Below are 18153 nucleotides of genomic sequence, written 5' to 3' on the forward strand. Positions count from 1 at the left end.
CCAGCCACTGGAACTCGTGGCCGATCATGTCGATATTGGCTCCGCCCGACGCCTTGTCCGACACGTAGAACTCGCGGTAGTCCTCCCACGGATGCCACGTCGGGAAGTACGACGTGCACGTGCCCCACGCGCCGACCAGTCCGCCCGTGACGTCCTCGCTCAGCCAGCGGGCCAGGTACTCCGACGCCGGATGCCAGATCATCTGCGAGCCCACCGCGCCGACCAGTTTCCTGTCGCGCGTCACCCGCCGCAGTTGGTCCAAACCTGAGCTCGAAAGCTCCAGCGGCACCTCGCAGAACCAGTGCTTGCCGGCCATCGCCGCCATCAGGCAATACTCAACGTGAAAGCTGGGCCAGACGCTCACGAAGACGGCTTCGACCTCGGCGCGTCCCATCTGTTCCGCCTGATCCGCCACCGAAATCCCGTGCCGTTCCTTGGCCTCGGCGCAGCGGTCCGGCCGACGGTCGAATCCCAGGATTTCCTCCGGCGGCACGCCGTTGGCCAACAGACACCGCACCCGCCGCCGGCCCATGGAGCCCAATCCGACCACAAAGAACATCGCTGGTTCCTCCTTATCAGCCGCTCCGGCAACGGCTCGCACGGCGCAGGCCATCGCGTCCACTTTTTCCGGCATGCACCGCACGTGCAGAAGGCCGGGATCGGCAGTATATCCCCACGGCGCCCACCCTTCAATTTGAAATCCGGCGCGGCGCAAGCTGATGTGCCCTTGCGGTGTGATCCAAGGATGCGGCAGGCCACAGACCGGGTCGAGAGGAAGCCTGCACCGCCGCCGAACCCGGCCTATCGGGTCCGGCTCGTGCTGCCTATCGCCGTCCTGACCGCGTCGAGGAGCACCTCGTCGAAAATGTCCACGGCGGCGATCCTGCCCTCCCGGTCGATCAGCACGGTGGCGGGGACTCCCTGGACGCGGAACCGCTGGGCGACGTCGCTGCTGTCCCACGGTCCGGCAAATATCTGCGGATGTTGCGGTTTTCGGTCGGCGATGAATTCGCGGCATTCCTCGATCGTATCGTCCAGGCTGACTCCGACGACCACGAGGTTTTCGGGGCCGAAATGCTCGACCATGTCGTCGTAGGGCTTGACCGCCCGCCGGCACGCTGCACAGAAACTCGCATGGAAGTACACCACCACGACTTTGCCCGTTAGTCTGCCAAGGTCGAACGCCGCTGCGTCCACCGTCCGTCCGGCAAGTTCCGGCGCGGGGTCGCCTATCGCCAGAGGATCGAACCGCTCCAGGTCAATCACCAGGTCACACGCGTTCTCGAAGAACGGTTCGGTTGGCCCTTGCGGCGAGGCCCGGTCGACCACGGTCAGCGTCTGCGACCACTGCAAAAGCCGCGAGCTGTTGGCGTACAGCCGCCGGAGGCACTTGATCTGGTAGCTTCCGGGCGGCACGTCGTAGATCGTATACCGCCCCTCCCGATCAGTGACGGCCGACCAGACCGCCTGCACCGACGGCTGCGTCGAGACCGCTGCCGACGGCAGTAGCCTGATCCACACCCCATGCAGCGGCGCGTTCTCGGTGTCGGTGATGCGGCCGTGCAGGTGCGGCAGGTCCGACCCGCCCATTTGCACCGGCTGGGTTTGGCCGGAGACGACATCGACCTGCACCTGCGACGTGGTCACCTCGCGCAGACAACAGCCGATCTGCGGCACCGGTTCGCGGAGAATCAGCCGGTAGCGTCCCGGCATCAATGAACCGATCGTAAACCGCCCGTCGGCGTCCGAGACCGCCAGCCGCGTGTATCGAAACGCACGTTCGGCGCCCTCGTAGACCGCGGTGACTCGTGCACCCGCTTGCGGCGACTTGCCGCGCATCACTCTTCCGGCGACCGTTCCCGGCGCCTCGATGACCACCCGCACGTCGCCGTCGCCGGAAACGTCCGACCCCACGCCGCAACGGTCTTCCATATCCATCGCGACCACCGCGTATACCGGGCGAACGAGCCGTTCAAAGCGAAATCGCCCGTCATCGCCAGTCAGGGCCCGCGGGATATGTTCCGAAACCAGCGGCACGTCGTCCTGCAGGCTCAGCCGCGTTTCCTGATCCAGCACGTAGACCACCGCTCCGCGCACGGGCCGGCCCTCGCCGTCCACCACCACGCCTTGGACCCGATGCGCATCCGCCCGCACGCTGGCGGTCGCCGCCAGCCAGATCAACCCGATTGCCGCCGTCGTTCGTTTCATCGCTAATGCGCCAGGGCGTACATGATCACGTTGATGCCCATCTGAATCGACCGCTTCTGCCCCTCGGCCCCGAACCACCCCGGCGTCGCCCAGCCGCAGTGGATGTCGCTGGGACTCACGAACACCCCCAGCCGATCGCCGAGGAACACGCCGCGCGCCCCGTGCTTCTGCCCCTGCATGTGCGGCAGGCCGTCGCCGCCGAAGTCGAAAACGTTGTGGAAGACCTCGTGCTCGTACGGGATCGGGACCACCGACCCCGCGCCCATCGCCTGTTCGAGCATGTCGCACGCGCTGCGATAGAAGAAGTCGCCCCCCTTGTCGAACACGCAGTCGTCCATCAGGATGAACCCGCCTTCGCTGAGGTACCGGCGGACGTTGTCGATCTGCGCCGCGTCGAACTTGAAGTAGCCTTCGGCGGTCATGAAGAGGAACGGAAAGTCGCGAATCCGGTCGTAGTCGTCGAAGCCGACCACAGCGTTGAACTGATCGTCCGACCCGTAGTGCGGCCGTTCGTTGCCGCACCCGGTCGGCAGCTTCACCTTGCAGCGGATCGTCGAGCTCAGCTCCGACAGCAGATTCCGGTCGGCGCCCGGATAGACGTTCCACACGTCGCCGACCCGGTCGTCGCACGAGAACCGCACCCGCGGCATCAGGAAGTCGTACTCGTCCAGATCGCCCTTGGCCGTTCTGGATGACCGGGCGAATAGCTGTCCCAGCGCATCGAGTCCGCCCGCGGCCAAGCCCACTCCGGCGGCGCCGGCGGCGGCCAGGAACTCGCGGCGGCTGACCTTCGCCTTTTTTTTCCCGCTCATCGTGTCCCGTCCCTCAATGCGCCAGGGCGTACATGACCACGTTGACCCCGAACTGGAGCGATTGCTCGACCTTGGGCATGCCGAACCACTTGCCAAGGCGGTCGGCCCAGCCGCAATGGACGTCGCTGGACGTCAACAGCACGGCCAGCCGCTTGTCGATGAATACGCCTCGCGCCCCGTGCTGGACCCCGTGCATGTGCGGCACGCCCGCGTCGCCGAAGTCGTAAACGTTGTGAAATATCTCGTGTTCCTTGGGCACCGCGATCACCGAACCGCGGCCGAACACCTCCTCCAGCACCCTGTGCGAGCTCTCATAGAAGAAGTCGCCCGCCCCGTTGAACACGCAGTCGTCCATCAGCACGAAACCGCCGCGATGCACGTACTCCTTGAGGCCCTCCTTCTGCGTCTTGTCGAATTCGAAGTGCCCTTCGGCGGTCATGAACAGGAACGGGTAGCGCATCACCTCGTCGCCGTTGCGGAAGTCCACCACGCTGCTGAAGTGGGCTTCCTTGCCGGTGTACGGATCGTAGTCGCTTGGTTTGGCGGGCATTCGCACCTTGCAGCGGACCACCTTGGCCAGTTCCAACAGCAGGTTGCGGTCGCCGCCCGGACTGATGTTCCACGGGTCCGGCACGTCCTCGACGCACTCGAACTTCAGCCGCGGCAGCACCAGGTCATACTTGAGGTCCTCGGACTCCTCATCATCCGCCCTGGACGAGCCGAACAGGCGGCCCAAGGCTGTGCCTCCGGTTAATCCGGCCGCCGAGACGGCCGCCGCACCCGCCAGGGCCTTCAAGAACGCCCGCCGGTTCATGGGATCGCGTTCGTTCATCATTGCCCGCCCCCTTTCTCGATCAGCAGTTCCCTGAGCGTCAGCGAATCGGCCAGCGCCCCGTCCTTCTTCGCCTCCTGGTACAGCCACGGCTGCTGGCTCGGCACGCCGTCGGCGTCGTCCTCCAGGATCGGCGTCTCGGTCTTGAGCATCTCGCGATCTTCATAGATCTTGTCCAGACGCATTGCCGCCTCGCGAAACGCCTCGAGCAGCGTGATCCTGCCGTCGCCGTTGACATCCGATTTCGCGTCGGACAGCGCCGGCACGAAGCAGTCGCTGAACCGCGTGCTGTAGTGCTGATCCAACCGGGCGCCGCAGATCACCACCCGCCCCTTCGCCGTCAACCCCTTGACCAGCGTGCCCGCCGCTGGGCAATCGACCACGATTACCATCCGTTCGGCCGGCAATTCGCCGATCAGTTTCACCAACTCGTCGCCGAGCAGGTCCGGCCCCGATAGGTTCAGCCGCAACGTGCCGTCCGGCAGGACGTTGGCCTGGCCGACGTAGTAGAACACGAACACGTCCCGCGACCGCACCGCGGTCTTGAGTTCCGCAAACGTCTTGCGGATCTGCTCCGCCGTCGAGAGGCCCGTGCCGTCCCGGACCAGCGAGTCCTTGTTCACCAACACGTGCAGCCGCGACGGCTCAACCGCCTCCTCGACGAGAGTCTTTCGCAACCGCAGCACCGCCCGGTCCTTGGCCTGCTTTTCCTCGACGTCCTTGTTCACCCCGCCGACCAGCATCGCCCACACCGCCGGCTGCGGATCGGCCGGCTGCGTCTGAGTTGCCTGCCGGCTTGTCACCGGGTCCGCCCCGATCATGGCTGGAATCGCCATCCACAGCCACCATGCACGTCTTGTCCTGACGCTCGATCCGCTCATATCAACCCCAACGCACGCCGCAGGAACCAGTTTACCACCAGCAGCCCGCACAGTCCGCCCAACAGCCACCAGTTCGTCCACACGCTGCTCATGTGGCTGAACCGCTTGATCTGCGTCCTGGCCTCGAAGCGTGTCGCCACGTCCGGCGTCAACGCGTCGAGGTCCGCATACCGGCCGCCCGTCCTCTCGGCCATCGCCTGGAGGAACTCGCGGTCCAGTTCCACCCGGTCCATCTCGGTCTTGGGCAGCGGCAGGTGTGTAGCCAGCATCGTCTCGCCGATGAAAACGCCGCCCGCCTCCACCTCGGCCCTGGTCAGCAGCGAGTCCGCCTCCAGATCGCGCACCCGCAGCGTGTACCGTCCGCGGTCCGCCTGGTCCATCTGCATCGTCCGCTCGCCAACGGTCAGCAGGACGTTGGCGTTTTCCACCGGGCGATAGTCGTCGTCCATCACGTCGGCTTCGAAGACCACGTCCTGCGGCTGATCCGTCGCCCGTTCGGCGAACAGCTCGATCCGCGACTGGGCTGAGCCGACCCGTCCGACGAACTCGCTGAGGCCCGCGAGGAATTCCTGCAGGAGTCCGCCCTGCAGGTCCTCGCGGTACCAGCGGAAGAGCCCATAGCTGTTGACGAACGCCGCCCGCCCGCGCCCCACGCGGTGGCTGCACAGAACCGGATAGCCGGAACTGGTGGCCAGCGTCTGGGCCGCGGGTTTTTTCTTGAGGTTGCCGTGATACGGCCGCAGGTGGTACGGCAGGTCCTTGAGGCTTTCCAGCCGAAGCACGCGGCTGTCCACCCCTTCGACCGTCAACTGGAACCCCGCCTCACCGCCCTCCGGCGGCGGCTTGGCCCCTTCGAAGAGCACCGGCAGCAGCGTCCGGATCTTCGGGTCGCCGCAGATCGACACATCGAACTCGCCGCGACCGGGCAGAAACACCAGTCCGCCGCCGCGATCGACCACGAACGAGTACAGGCCTTCGATCTGCTGTTCGGTGAACGTCGCGAAGCTGCACGGACCCAGCACGATCACGTCGTACTCGTAGAAACCCGCCTTGTCCGCCGGAAGCTTGATATGGCCCGACAACGCCTTCTGCGTGCGCGACAGCGTCGGTGGGATGACCGCGTCGAGGCCGAAGCTTAACTGCACCTTCTTGTCCCGCTCCAGCGCCTGGCGGATCTTGCCGATGTCGAAGTTCGCCACCTGCGAGTACAGCAGGACCTTGCACTTTTCGGTGTCGCAGACGTCGAGCATCGCATGGCGAACGTTGTTGGCCGTATTGACCTCGTCCTGCGGTCCGACGACCCGGGCCCGCAGGCTGTGCGGCCCGAGTTTGTCCGCCCCGACGGTGAATATCTCCACGTCGGCCCGCGCCATCGCGTCGGCGCCAAGCGTCCGCGCGGCGACCAGCCGATCGTCCTGATACAGCTCCAGCTCGAACTCCCGGCCGGCGAGGTTGCGGGCGCTGACCTTGACCTCCACGTCGAACGCGGTGTCGATCATGACCCGCGGCGGCACGCGAAACGAAGTGACGGCCAGGTCCGGGCGCGGATCGCTACGGCCGACGCCCACCCACAGCACCTCCATCTCGTGTTCCGGCAGCGGCAGGTAGACCTCCGGGTTGCGATCGTCGGCCTGGCCGTCGGTGAAGATCACCGCGCCCACCGTCCGCCCGGTCGGCTGATTCGGATCGACCGCCTGGGCCGACGCCGCCTGCCGCGACAGGACGCTCAGCGGCCGGTGCAGATCGCTCCGCCCGCCCCACCGCCGAAGCCCCGAAGCCGACCCGCAATGGTAGCACGTGTCCGAAAAACCGTAGACCCGGTACTCGGGCGAATCCGGATCGCCGGGCGCGAACGTCTCGGCGAATCGGGCCAACGCCGCGTCCAGGCGGGCTGCGCCGTCGCAGTCGCTCACCGACATGCTCTCGCTGGTATCGAAGAGGACGAGCACGTTGTTCTGCGCCGTCGCGTCGACGTTCACCGCGCGCGAGGGATTCCAGAGGATCACCAGCAGCACCACCACGGCGGCGTACTGCAGGATCGCCAGCGGCCATCGCCACCGCCCGACCGTGCCGATCTGATAGCTGCGAAACGCCAAAGCCATCAGCACCGCCGAACCGCCCAGCAAAATCGCGGCCACGAGATGTCCGGGATATTCCAGCAACGTCATCGGCCCGCGTCTCCTTGCCCGAACTTCGCCGCCGTCTCAAAGAAGCGTTTCTCCAGCCGCCGGAACTCTGCGTCCGACGCCTCGTCCTCCAGCATCGTGCCCTGGCGTTCCCGCGCGTCGACCGCCACCGACCAGAACAGCAACGCCAACATCCGTGCCCGCTGGCGCGGCGGCATCTTGCCGCTGAAGTAAGTGTTCGCCTTCATGTTTCCGCCACGCCCTTCCCGCGATACTTCGCTCGGCGATCCGGGATTCCGGATTTCGACGATCTCGTAGTCAGTCACCTGCTCCAACAGCCGCCTGGCCTCTTCCAGCGACGCCAGCATTTCCTTGCGCTGCTGGTCGGTGACGTTCTCGTCGAACGCCTCAGCCAGATCCAGCAGGTTTTCAGCCTTCTCGCGGGCCTGCGCGATCAGCTTTGAGAGGTCCGTCTGGGTGTACTGCGACTCCAGCGACCGGCGGGCCTCATCGAGTTCCCGGCTGGCCGCGATCAGTTGCTCCGCGGCCCGGGCCATCGTCGCCTCCCGCTGCGAACCGGACTCGTAGTAGGCCTTGTCGATCTCCGCTTGGAACTGCTGCATCGCCCGCATCGCCTGGGCCAGGTGCTCCCGCGTCTGCTGGCGGGCCGCCTGGACCTGCTCCTGCGAGAGACCCGTCGGCAGGATCATCGGCAGTTGGTCCAGCGTCTGGGCCAGCGCCGCCACGTGTTCCTCCAGGGCCCGCTGGCGGGCCTGGAGCATGCGCATCCGCTGCTGCGAACCGGCTGAGGCGTTGGTTGGCGACCCGCCGGTCGGGGAGCCGCCTTGACCACGTTGGCCCTGCTGTTCCGACCGGTTGCCGCCCTCTTGCTGACCGCCCTGCTGTCCGCTTGCCTGCGGCTGACCGGATTGCCCCTGTTGGCCTTGCTGATCCTGCTGACCCTCGCCGGATTGGGTCTGCTCGGCTTCCTGGCCCTGCTGCGACTGTCCGGACTGGCCTTGCTGGTCCTGTTGGCCTTGGCCGGATTCGCCCTGCTGCGCGACGGCTGCCTGATCCGATGGCTGTTGACCGTTCTGTTCATCCTGGGCCTGCGATTGTTGACCAGACTCCTGCGGCGAGCCGGATTGCGTTTGTCCCTGGCCCTGTTGTTGATCCTGTTGCGATGGCGACTGCGATCCGGACGCCTGCTGCTGTTGTGATGGCTGTTGTTGCTGAGTTCCTGACGGTTGCTGTTGCGCCGCAGGCTGGCCGGACGTCTGCGGGGTACTCGACGGCTCTTCGCTTCCGCCCTCGAGCGTGACGTTGCCGCTTTCCTGCGGTTGCGGGTTCTGGGCCGACTGGCCGTCTGAAGGCGGCGTCTGGCCCTGGTCGTCCTGCTCTCCGGGCTCCTGCCGGGTCGGCTGTTCGTCGGTCACGTCCTGGCCGGTCTGCTGATCCTTCTCCTCCGGTTTCTGGGCCAGAAGGTGTTCGAACTTCTCGTTGATCTGCTCCTGTTGGCCCCGCAAAGCGGCCAGTTTGTCCGCGAGTCTCTTGAGTTCCCAGTCGATCCGTTCCTTCTCGTACTGGGTCAGATGGGCCTGCTCGTCGATCTTGACCTTTTCCGGAGCGGGCTGCGGCTGGGCCTGTTGAGCCTGCGCCTGATCCTGCGACGGCGGAGGCGGTTGCTGGCCGCCCTGCATCATTGCTTGTCCCGCACCCGACATGAGCACGCGGAACAGGTCCATGATGAACTTACGCAGGGCCTGGTAGGCCTTCTTGGAGCTTTCGAGCGAACCGCGGGCGTCGTGGGCCGCCATTCGCTCTCTGGCCTGCGCGAAGTGTCCCAGGATCGCGTCGAGGTCTGCCCGCTGAACGTCGTCGAACGCCCCTTCATCGCGAATGATCGTGAGGTTGTCGATGATGTACTGGACGTCCTTGCCGATCGCGTCGAGTTTGGCCGCCTCCTGCGGGTCCGGTTCGGGCCGGCTCGCCAGCGCCCAGGTCTTCTTGACCACCGCCCGGCTGTACTCCAGCAGGGCTGAAAGCTTCTCCGCCATCTTCTTTCCCTGACCGGTGGGTATCCCTTCGGCTTCGAACCACACGTGCCGGTACGGCCGGATCTCGATGAAGTACACGTCGCTGGCCGACGCGGCGCCGAGCTTCATGCTGTTCCGCACGTTCAGGTCCATCGCCCGCGCGTGGAATAGGACAGTGTCGCCGATCTCCAGATCGTACTCCTCCAGTTCCAGCGTCGCGGTCAGCGTCGCCTTTTTGGCCCCCTTCTCGAATTGCCCCTGGAACTCCAGCATCTTGCCGTCGCCCACCTCGGCGTAGATGCCCGCCGAGTCGAGGCCGAAATCGTCGGTCACCTCGAACTCGATCGGCACGCTCGCCACGTTCGTGACCGCCAGATCCTCCTTCGGACAGATCAGCTTGAACTGCGCCGGCTGATCCTCCTTGATGAGCACCTGCAGCGGCGGGATCTCGGCGTTGACCGCGCCGTTTTCGGCGGCAAGCTGCAACTGCACGAACCCTTCCTGATCCGCGCTGAACTCCAGCTCGAAGCTGTCCGTCCCGTCCAGCGGTTTCTCGATCCGGTTGCCGTGCAGGTCGGTCATGGTCACCCGGCTGACCTTCTCGCTGGTCTTGACGCCCAGCTTTACCCGCGAGCCCCGGACCACCTCGATGCTCCGGTCGGTCACGTCTTGCGTGTACGGCTCGATCAGGTTGCTCGTGGGGATCGAGACCTCCGCCGTCATGCTCTCGACCTTCGGCAGCGGCCGCACGTTGATCGTCCGCCACTCGGTCGCCGCGTCGTTGGCGGCGAAGCGATAGCGGTATTGGCCCGGCTCCAGTTCGAGCGGCGCCTCGATCCGCGAGAGGCCCTGGTCGTCTTCGTACGGCGTCAGTTCCAGCGTCTTGCTGTAGGCCGGCTCGGCCGCTTGCTCGTTCGGATCGACCGACTCGACCTGAAGCTGCGCCGTCTCCGGGACGGTGCCCTCGATCGCCGCGGCGGGAGTGGCCAGGTCGCCCGGTTCGACGTTGAGGTCTTCGGTCAGCGGCGTGATCGTCGTGGCAGGCAGCGGGTCGACCGCGGCGAACGGCTGGAACAGCCGCGACAGATACGGGGCCAGCGACAGGTAGTTCTGGTGCAGGTAGCCGGCCGACAGCACCAATCCCAGCGCGATGACGGCTGAGAACAGGACCGCCTGCCACTTCGGCACCGTCCGGCAGAAATCGACGCCGGCCGTCGTGCGGTCCACCTGCCGCACCAGGTGCTCAGCCAATGCCTTTGAGTAGGCGTAATCCTGGCGGTTCTCGTAATATTCCACCGCCGTCACGAGCTGCTGATCGAAACTGATCCGGCTCTCAACGTAGTTGGCCGCCCGGCTGCACGAGACGTGCCCCCACAGCATCCGCACCAACAGCCCCACCAGCCCCGACACTCCTGCCAGCATCGCCGTCAGCGACACCGCCCGACCCACCGGTCCCATGTGCAGGCGATGATCCAGCCACGCGTACAGCAGCACGTACAGCGAAACGAACGCCAAACACAGCGCGGCGATCCGCAGCGCCGCCAGCGCCACCAGCCACCAGCGCACGCGCCGGACCCGCCCGACCAATCGCTCCAATGTGTTTTCCATCGCCGACATCAGCGTTTGATCCTGTTCGCAATCGCCGGTTCCAGCAGGAGCAGGCCGATCAATCCCCACGCCAGCCATCGCCACAACGGCCGATTCTCGCGATCGTCCGGCGCCGCTTCGCCTTGCGTCTCAGCGGGCTTGGCCGTCCGGAACATCTGGGCCATCGCCGTCGCGATCGCCTCCGGGTTGGGCTTCTCCAGGTTCGTCTCGCCGTCCGCCACGTTGAGTCCCGCGTACCGCACCGGCTTGGCCAGCGTCCGCACCCATCCCGTCCGCAGCGGCGAAACCGCCACCAGGTTGCCGCCCGACAGCACCACCTCCAGATTCTTCCCATCCGGGCCCGCCACCCAGATCTTCTCGAGCTGATCGCCGCAGCGGATCTCAAGCGGCGAAGCCGGAATCGCGAACGGCTCGCCGCAGAGGCACACGTTCTCGCTCATGCACAGCGACTCGCCGGCCAGATACCGGCAGAACGCCGGCGCCGCCGGCGATTTCATCAACGAGCCCAGCGAATCGTCGGCGCTGGTGTTGACCAGCACCGCTGCACCGCGCCCCTGCGTCCTGACGTAGATGAACCCGTTTCCGTTCGCGAACCGCCATGCGCACAACGCGTCATCGGCCGGCCGGCAGCGGTAGCAGCCGGTCAGCACCGTCCGTTCGATCTTGTAGTTGCACAAGGCCTGGATGCTCTGCGGCGACGAGAACCCCTCGACCGTCGCCGTCTCCGGTCGGGCCGACAGTTCCGCCGGTTCCGGGCAGAACTCATCCGGGGCCGCCGGCGCCAGACCGCGCGTCAGCAGCGGCTCGACGCTGCGAACCTGTGGGCTGCGCTTGACGAACGCCACCACCCGCCCGCCGCGTCCGAGGAACTCCCGCACCGACTCCGGCGTCAGCGAGCCCAGGTGCGACGCGCACGTGCAGATAACCACCTCCGCCGTCTCAAGAGCCGACCCGCTGAGCTGCTGATGCGGGAGCGTCCGTAAGTCCGTGAACTCCCGGCTGTACGCTTCCATCAGCGTCGCGAACGCCGTCCGCAGCAGGAACGTGTCCTCGTCGTCCTCGCCCACCAGCAGCACCCGCTTGCCCGCCGCCTTGGGAATGACCACCGGCAGGTAGTAGGCATCGTCCGCGGCCAGGCCGTCGCCCGCCGTCAGACGCAGCTCAATCGGCACGACCTCAGCGTCACCCACCGCCTCGGGCGGCAACTCCAGGTGGATGTTCCGCCGCTGACCCGGCGCCAGGTCCAACGCCGATCCGGCGATCTCGCGGCCGTCGATCAGCGCAGCCAGGCGCGTCGTCCGGTCCACCTCGCCGCCGCTGGCCACCGTCGCGCATAGGCGCAGCCGGCCATCCTCGTACAGCCCCGCCACATGGGCGCTGCTGACCAGCACGTTGTCGATCGGCCCGTCGGAGACGATCAACTCGTGGCGGACCTCGTCCACCTCGATCGGCTCATCGACGGTCAGCGTCTCCCGCATCGCCGGCGTGAAATCACCAGCCAGAAAGGCACAAACCTCCCGGCCGCCCGCGCCGCCGGCCTTCGCCGCCCGCACCGCATCCAGGAACTCCGTGAGCTGCGCCGACGCCGCCACCGGTTCGGTCTTGCCAACCAGCGTCAGCGCATCGATCCGGCTGACGCTCTCGACCCGCCGCCCGGACGCCAACAGGTACACGCTGAACGTCGCGTCGTGCCGCGCCTCGTCGATCCACGCCCGCGCCCGCTCCACCATCCGCTCGAGATATGTCCCGTCGCCGTCGGTGTACGCCATCGACAGCGAATCGTCGAGACCCAGAAACCACGCCGGCCCCGCCTTCGCCTCGCTGACGCTGCGGGCCAGCCGCGGCCCCGCGAACAGGGCTGCGATCAGCACGATCACCAGACACCGCAACAGCAGCATCAGCAGGTTGCGCACCGCCCGCCGCGACTGCATCTCGGTCTGCCCGATCCGCAGAAACCGCAGCATCGTGAACGGGATGCGACGGTAGCGCGGGCGGGCCAGCAGGTGGGCCAGAATCGGCCCGATCACCGCAGCCGCCCCGAGCAGAAACAGCACTTGCGTGAATGTCACACTCACATCAGCCTCTTTCGCTTGCCCAAATACGTCATAAGGGCTTTGTCCAGCGGTTCGGAGGTATCGAGCAGGCAGTAGTCGATCGCACTCTTGCCCGCCGTCTGCGCCACGTGGTCGATAAACTCCTGCACCCGCCGGCGATACTCATCCTTCAGCGAGGCCGGAAACGTCCGAAGCCGGTCGCGACTCTCGACGTCCACGAACTCGATCAGCCCCTCGTAGTCCAGGAACCGCTCCTGCGGGTCCAGCGTGTGAAATATGATCACGTCGTGGTTGAGGTACTTCAGGTGCGCCAACCCCTTGCCGATCTCGTCCTGGTCGTCCAGCAGGTCCGAAATCAAAATCACCAGCCCGCGCCGGTGCGACATCTCGGCCAGCGTGTGCAGCACGTCCGCCAGCCGCGTCCGTCCCTCCGGGCGATTCTGTCCCAGCGCGGTCAAAATCACGTTCAGATGCGTCCGTCGCGAGCGCGGCGGAACTCGCGACCGGACCTTCTCAGCGAACGTCGTTAATCCCACGCAATCGCCCTGGCCCAGCATCAGATAAGACAGCGCCGCCGCCAGATACGACCCATAGTCCAATTTGCTCACCGATCCGCCGCCCCGAAACGACATGCTCAGCGAACTGTCCAGCAGCAGGTACACGAACAGGTTAGTCTCCTGCTGGAACTGCTTGATGTAGAGCTTGTCGCTCCGCCCGAACACCTTCCAGTCCAAAAACTTCAGTTCATCCCCCGGCTGATACGCCCGGTGGTCGCTGTACTCGACGCTGAACCCGTGGAACGGGCTGGGATGCAGGCCCGAAAACAACCCTTCCACCGCGCAGCGGGCCACCAGCTCCATATTCCCGAGCTTGCTCAGCACCTTCGGATCGAGATACTTGGTCTGTTCGCTCTTCACAGCGTGTTGTCCGCCGGCTGCGTCGCCGCCTCAAACGGCATGTCCACCGCCGGGATGAAATAGAGAACGAATACCGCGTCCTTAAGCGGGATGCTCAGCACCTTCTGAATCTGCTCCTCCGCGGTCGGACTCATGCAGATGTCGAAACGCTCTCCGGCATGCAGGGCCCGCGTCACCATGAGTTTGCCGGTCGTTTCTTCCACATAGTACGCCGTCCCCTTGACCGAAGCTTCGTAGCCGACCTCATAGCCTCCGCCGACCCGGTAATGCTCAGCAGTAATGCCGTCACAGCGAAATACCGTCTTGTCCTTCTGCCGTCGCCCGCCGCTGGGACACTCCGACGAATTGACCGACATGACGCACCCGCTCTGCCCGAGCAGGATCATCGCCCCGGTCACCAGCAACACCGCCACCCAGATCAGTCCGCCGCGCGATACCTTCATGCCTCACTTCCTTTCGCACAAGCACACGAAGAACCGAATGCCGCCGCCCTACTTCGGCAGCGGCGTCTTTTCGATCAGGTCCTCGATCACCTTCTCCACGCCGACCCCGTCCGCCTCCGCGTTGAAGTTCGTGATGATCCGGTGCCGCAGCACCAGCGGGGCCACCGCCCGCACGTCGTCGAAACTCGGGGTGATCCGCCCCTTGATGAGCGCCCGCGCCTTGGCCCCCAGAGTCATGAACTGACCCGACCGCGGACCGCCGCCCCACTTGACATACTGCCGCACCATCTCCGAGGCGTGCTCATTGTCCGGCCGGCTTGCCCGGGCCAGACGCACGCAGTACGCGATCACCGTGTCGCTGACCGGGGCCATCCGCACCACATCCTGAAACGCCACCATGTCCTCCAGCGACAGCACTTGTTCGACCGCCGCTTGCCGGCCGCGCGTCGTCTGCTTGACGATCTGGTGTTCCTCGGTCTCGCTGGGGTACCAGATGTAGACCATGAACATGAACCGGTCCAACGCCGCCTCCGGAAGCGGATAGGTCCCTTCCTGCTCGATCGGATTCTCGGTGGCCAGCACGAAAAATGTTTTTTCGAGCTTGTACGTCCGCCCGCACGCCGTAACTTCCCGCTCCTGCATCGCCTGCAGCAAGGCCGCCTGCGTCTTGGGCGGCGTCCGGTTGATCTCGTCCGCCAGGATCACGTTGGCGAAGATCGGACCCTTGATGAACTCGTACCGCCGCTGGTGGGTCTCCGGATCCTCCTGGATGATGTCCGTGCCCGTGATGTCCGACGGCATCAGGTCCGGCGTGAACTGGATGCGGTTGAACCGCATGTTCAGCGACTCGGAGATCGAGTGCACCAGCAGCGTCTTGGCCAGACCCGGCACGCCCTGCACCAGACAGTGCCCGCCCGCCAGCATGCACGAAAGCACCGAATCGATCACCTCGTCCTGCCCGACGATCACATGGTGGATCTGTTCCTTGAGTTCCGCATAGCCATTCTGGAGACGCTCCATCAGCTTTTCGTCGACGACCGTTTCCGCATGAGCGCCCGCTTTGCCGTGGCCGGATGAAATCTGAGTCATGACTGCCCTCTCTTGTGCTGCGAGTGAATGCCTCTGTGTCCTTAATATAACTCGACGGACGTCCGTCCGCAAAGTTTCGCGGCTTTTTTACATTTCTTTTACCCGCCCAATACCTCAATGCTCGGTCTGGGCGTTCGACATGAATCCGCCCAGCGTCCGCAAAATCGCCGCCGGCAACTCGGCTGGGTCATCCACCCTCGCCGCCAGTCGGCCCTGCGGATCGACCAGCACAAAACACGACCGATCCACCACGTAGTCGCTGGTCATCGACGAGTACGGCCCGACGTAGGCCTGCGGCCACGCCAGTTCGTATCGTTCCGCCAGATCGCGCGGCCGCGTCACGTCGTCGCCCAGATGCAGGCTGATCATCGCCACCCGCGCATCGCCGGTGATCTGCTCGTGCAATTGCTTGAGAATCCCGACCTCCGCTTCGCCCGTACCCGAATCGGCCGACCAGAAGTGCAGAACCACCAGCCGGCCGAGGTAGTTCTCCAGGCACAGCTCGCCGCCGTCGGCCGCCTCGATCTGGAAGAACGGGGCGGGCAGCAGGTCCGACGCCGCGCCGGCCGCCATCGCCGACGGCTGACCGACGAAGTTCAACTGCTTGAGCCCGGACATGCCCTGGAGAGTCTCCAGCCCTTTCGGCGTGAGGTGCGGGCTCTGCACGTTCAACGACTCCAACCCGCCCATCGACGGCAGGTGACACAGGCCTTCATCGGTGAAAGTCCCGTTGACGGTCAACGACCTGAGATTCGCCAAGCCGGCCACCGCCGCCAGTCCCCCGTCCGTCAGGTTCGTCGACGTGATGGCCAGCGAGAGCAGCCAGACCATCCGCCGCACCGCTTCAGCCGTCTGGTCGCCCAGCGGATCGCTGATGATCAGTTTCTCCAGAGTTCGCAGGCTGCCAAGCACCTGCAGGGATTGAGAGTCAAGTCCGCAGTTGATCACTCCCAACTCCTTCAGACCCGGCGCCTCCCGCAAACCCGCCAGACCTTCGCTGCCGAGCTCGAGATGGTCGAGCGTCAGCGTCCGCAGCGACGGCAATTCCCCCAAGTACCGCAATCCGCGTCCGATGTCCCGCCCACCATGCAAATGGAAACTCACGAGGTCCTTAAGCGTCCGCAGCGAAGCCAGGCCCTCGCCCGTTACCGTGGTCCCGCCCAGCACCAGCGTCCTGAGCCGCGTGAGCCGACCCACGTGCGCCAAGCCCGCATCGTCAACGCCCGATCCGCCGGCGACCAGGACCTCAAGTCCCTCAAATGTGCCTATCCACTCCAACCCGCTACGCCCCACCTGGTCGGAGTCGATCTGCAAAACCTTCAAATTCGGCAGCGTCGGCAATTGCGCTATGCCGGCGTCGCTGATCGACGGCAGGTGCAGTTCCTCCAGGCCGGTCAGGGGGGCGAGCTGCGCCATGGCGGCGTCGGTGATTCCCGTGCCGTGCAGGCCGAGATACCGCAGCGACTTCAGGCCCGCCAGGTGCGCCAGGCCCGCATCCGTGATCCTCGTATTGCACAGACAGATGCTCTTGAGGCCCGTATGCCGCCCGATGTGCTCCAACCCCCGGTCATCCAGCGGCAAACGGCACAGCGTCAGGCGCTCCAGCGACACCAGACCGTCAAGCTGCGCGATCCCTTCCGATCCGACCTGCGTACTGGCCAGGTTCAGCTCCCGGAGCGTCCCGATCCGACCCACGAAGACCATCGCCTCATCCGTGACCGCAGTGCCCGAAAGGTCAAGCCACTCCAGTTGCGGCAACGCCGCCAGATAGCTGGCCCCCACGTTGCCGATCCGCGTATCGCCCGCATGGAGCACCCGCAGGTTCGCCAACCCGCGCAAGTATTCCGCTCCCACGTCGCCGATGTACGTTCCGTGAACGTGCAGGACCTGCAGGGACTTCAGGTCGGCCACGTGGCGCATCGCCGCGTCGTCGGCCCCGGAGTTGCACAGCATCAAACTATGCAGGTTCTCGCCCGCCAGCGCGTCAAGCCCAGCCAGGTTTCGCACCTCAGCCGGACTCACCGTCAACCGAAGCTCTTTCCCCGCTGGGATCACCAGCCTGTCCGCCACCGCCGGACCCACCAGTTCCCAGCCGTCCTCGCCGACGTATCCGGCCTCACGGACGTAGAGCTTGCCCATCGAAACCACAAGGGGGACGTCCGCGCCGGCGGTCACGGTCTTGCCGAGACCCTGTTCTTCGGTAACAGCTCCAGATTCGGTCGCTGCGATCTGGTCGCCCCCCAGCACCACCGGCGCGGGAGCATCCCAACCCGCCAAGTGCTTGTAACCCGCCACCCCTCCCACCGTGATGGCCGCCGCCAGACCGGCCACCATCAGCTTCCCCTTCACCGCCACCACCGCCGCCGTCACGGCCGCCGCCGCACCCGCCGTTCCCGAGACCGTCACCGCCGTCCCCGCGACACCCGCCGACTGGGCCCCCGCCACCATCGACATCTTGCCCAGCTCCTGGGCCAGCGTCACCGGGGCCGCCTCCACCGTCCTTTCCGCCAGCAGACCGGACAACACTCCAGCCGCCACCAGCACCCCGCGTTTCCGCAGCGCTACCCGCAGTTGCTCCAAGCCGCCGCTGATCCGCCGCGACACCGTCGGCTGCGAGAGCCCCATCTCCGAGGCCAGCGACGCCTGGCTCTTTTCCTTCAGGAAGTGCTCCACCAGTAAACCCCGCACCTCCTGCGGCAACTCCGCCAGCGATTCATCGACCAGCGGCGAGATGTCCTCCCACCGGCTCGTCTCGAGCATCGGGCGGTCCGTGCCGTAGCTGATCTCCCGCCTGCGGCGGGCTGAGTCCTTCCTCGCTGCGTCGATCGCCTTCCAGGTCGCGGTCATGTGCAGCCACGCGGGTAGCGATCCGGTCACGCTGTCCGCTTTGCGCAGCAGATGCAAGAAAGTCTCTTGTGCCGCCTCCTCCGCCCGCGCCTGGCTGCCCAGCACCCGCCGGCACGCTGCATAAACCAAGTCGGTGTATCGCTTTACGATCGTGGCAAAGGCTTCGTGGTCTCCGGTGGCCACAAAGCGTTCGATCAGGATGGCATCCGCTTCCGCTGTCAAAACTTAGCCTCCATGTCACCGTTCATCAGTATACCGAAAACCGGCCGGATGACTATTCGTGAAAAAACGCTGCGCACC

Annotated in this window: 12 protein-coding genes; all 12 read right to left on the bottom strand. The window is 65.6% G+C overall.

The annotated features are described in order from the left end of the window. Positions 1 to 559, bottom strand: a 559-nt coding sequence (locus tag GXY33_21275; GenBank protein NLX07678.1) for a Gfo/Idh/MocA family oxidoreductase, incomplete at its 3' end; no start/stop codon positions are given. A gap of 242 nt (positions 560 to 801) precedes the next feature. Next, complete coding sequence (locus GXY33_21280; protein ID NLX07679.1) at positions 802 to 2208, bottom strand: redoxin domain-containing protein; 1407 nt, start codon at positions 2206 to 2208, stop codon at positions 802 to 804. 2 nt (positions 2209 to 2210) lie between these two features. Continuing rightward, positions 2211 to 3020 (bottom strand): DUF4159 domain-containing protein, encoded by an 810-nt coding sequence (locus tag GXY33_21285; protein NLX07680.1) that lies wholly within the window; start codon positions 3018 to 3020, stop codon positions 2211 to 2213. A 13-nt stretch (positions 3021 to 3033) separates the two neighbouring features. Beyond that, complete coding sequence (locus GXY33_21290; protein ID NLX07681.1) at positions 3034 to 3855, bottom strand: DUF4159 domain-containing protein; 822 nt, start codon at positions 3853 to 3855, stop codon at positions 3034 to 3036. Then, positions 3852 to 4688 (bottom strand): hypothetical protein, encoded by an 837-nt coding sequence (locus GXY33_21295; protein ID NLX07682.1) that lies wholly within the window; start codon positions 4686 to 4688, stop codon positions 3852 to 3854. Before GXY33_21295 ends, GXY33_21290 begins: the two co-directional genes overlap by 4 nt. 41 nt (positions 4689 to 4729) lie before the next feature. Then, entirely contained in the window at positions 4730 to 6901 is a 2172-nt protein-coding gene (locus tag GXY33_21300) for a VWA domain-containing protein (protein ID NLX07683.1), read from the bottom strand. Continuing rightward, on the bottom strand, positions 6898 to 10512 hold the full coding sequence (locus GXY33_21305) for a hypothetical protein (GenBank protein ID NLX07684.1): 3615 nt from the start codon (positions 10510 to 10512) through the stop codon (positions 6898 to 6900). Before GXY33_21305 ends, GXY33_21300 begins: the two co-directional genes overlap by 4 nt. Continuing rightward, complete coding sequence (locus GXY33_21310; GenBank protein ID NLX07685.1) at positions 10512 to 12578, bottom strand: hypothetical protein; 2067 nt, start codon at positions 12576 to 12578, stop codon at positions 10512 to 10514. Before GXY33_21310 ends, GXY33_21305 begins: the two co-directional genes overlap by 1 nt. After that, a complete protein-coding gene (locus tag GXY33_21315) occupies positions 12575 to 13474 on the bottom strand; it encodes a DUF58 domain-containing protein (protein ID NLX07686.1) in 900 nt (299 codons plus the stop codon). The genes GXY33_21310 and GXY33_21315 overlap by 4 nt, the downstream gene beginning before the upstream one ends. Further along, a complete protein-coding gene (locus GXY33_21320; GenBank protein ID NLX07687.1) occupies positions 13471 to 13917 on the bottom strand; it encodes a hypothetical protein in 447 nt (148 codons plus the stop codon). The genes GXY33_21315 and GXY33_21320 overlap by 4 nt, the downstream gene beginning before the upstream one ends. A gap of 48 nt (positions 13918 to 13965) precedes the next feature. Next, positions 13966 to 15006 carry a MoxR family ATPase gene (locus GXY33_21325; GenBank protein ID NLX07688.1) on the bottom strand — a complete coding sequence of 347 codons (1041 nt, stop codon included), beginning with the start codon at positions 15004 to 15006 and terminating at the stop codon, positions 13966 to 13968. Between the two features lie 114 nt (positions 15007 to 15120). After that, positions 15121 to 18075 carry a sigma-70 family RNA polymerase sigma factor gene (locus GXY33_21330; GenBank protein NLX07689.1) on the bottom strand — a complete coding sequence of 985 codons (2955 nt, stop codon included), beginning with the start codon at positions 18073 to 18075 and terminating at the stop codon, positions 15121 to 15123. Positions 18076 to 18153 lie beyond the last annotated feature (78 nt).

This window comes from Phycisphaerae bacterium, assembly GCA_012729815.1.
Taxonomy (GTDB): domain Bacteria; phylum Planctomycetota; class Phycisphaerae; order JAAYCJ01; family JAAYCJ01; genus JAAYCJ01.